General features: G+C 57.9%; 2 protein-coding genes. Both read right to left on the reverse strand.

Translation table 11 applies throughout. The features are described 5' to 3' along the window. On the reverse strand, nt 1-643 hold a 643-nt coding region (locus EN935_RS37515), incomplete at its 3' end, for a Crp/Fnr family transcriptional regulator (RefSeq protein ID WP_164771772.1). Nucleotides 644-763: 120 nt separating this feature from the next. Next, nucleotides 764-1,029, reverse strand: a 266-nt coding sequence (locus EN935_RS37520) for a hypothetical protein (RefSeq protein ID WP_206534686.1), incomplete at its 5' end; no start/stop codon positions are given.

Below are 1,029 nucleotides of genomic sequence, written 5' to 3' on the forward strand. Positions count from 1 at the left end.
GACCATAACGATCTCGGATCACGATCTCACCCCGTCTGGCCTTGATCAGTCCCATCCCCTCAAGCTCCTGGATAGCGACGGTTACACCCGGCCGTCGCACGCCGAGCATGACGGCCATGAACTCGTGGGTGATAGAAAATCGGTCGTCGCGCACCCGGTCCTGGCACATCAGGAGCCAGCGCGCCAGCCGTTCCTCCAGTTTTGATCGGGCATTCACCAGAGCGGTATAGCTGGCCTGGATGAAGAGGGTCTGGACATAGAGCAGCAGCAGCGCCTTCAGCGTGTTGCTTTCAGCCAGAGCCGTCGTCAGCGCCCCGGCAGGCACCCGGATTCCGCTGCCTCCCACCTGCATGTAAGTGTCATGGGCGGCGCGGTCACCACCGAGCACAACGAGAGCGCCGGTCATGCCTTCCATCCCAATCAGGCCGACCTCGGTATCGCGGCCTTTCGGTATTTTGGCGACGACTGACGCGATGCCCGTTTCGATAAAATACACATATTCGATAACGGATTTCGCGGTTTCAAGGGAGGTCCGCAGCGGCAGATCCACGGGCTCCAAATGGGGCGCGAGCAACGCCAGGTCCACGGGAGAAAGTCGCTGCAGCAAGGCGTTTCGATAGATTGTTTTAGGCTGGTTATCCATAACTCGGCCCTCTGTAGGGCAAGAGCTTCGTGATCTCCCAGCCGTTCGCGCCCGTGAAAACGTGCGAACGATAGCTGAGATATGGGGTCTCACAGCCGCAGCGGCCAATCACTTTAAGCATTACGGTTGCGCGCCGGGCTTTTCAGCTGCTTCCGAAAAGGGAAACCGCAACATCAAAATCTGATTTTCATCACAGATTTCAAAGCCCACGCCTGATCGTACCGGTTTTCCAGCGAGCAGTCCTTCCGCCAGTATTTCCTTGGCGGAGGCCATCGCGTGATCCTCGACTTCCGACAAATCCGCAAACTCCTGACCCTCCGGGTCTTTCGCAAGGCGCCCGTCCTCGTTTCGGATATGGAAGAAATATCTCATGCTCACTCCGGCTA

The sequence above is a fragment of the Mesorhizobium sp. M7D.F.Ca.US.004.03.1.1 genome, from assembly GCF_003998635.1.
In the GTDB taxonomy this organism is placed as follows: Bacteria; Pseudomonadota; Alphaproteobacteria; order Rhizobiales; family Rhizobiaceae; genus Mesorhizobium; species Mesorhizobium loti.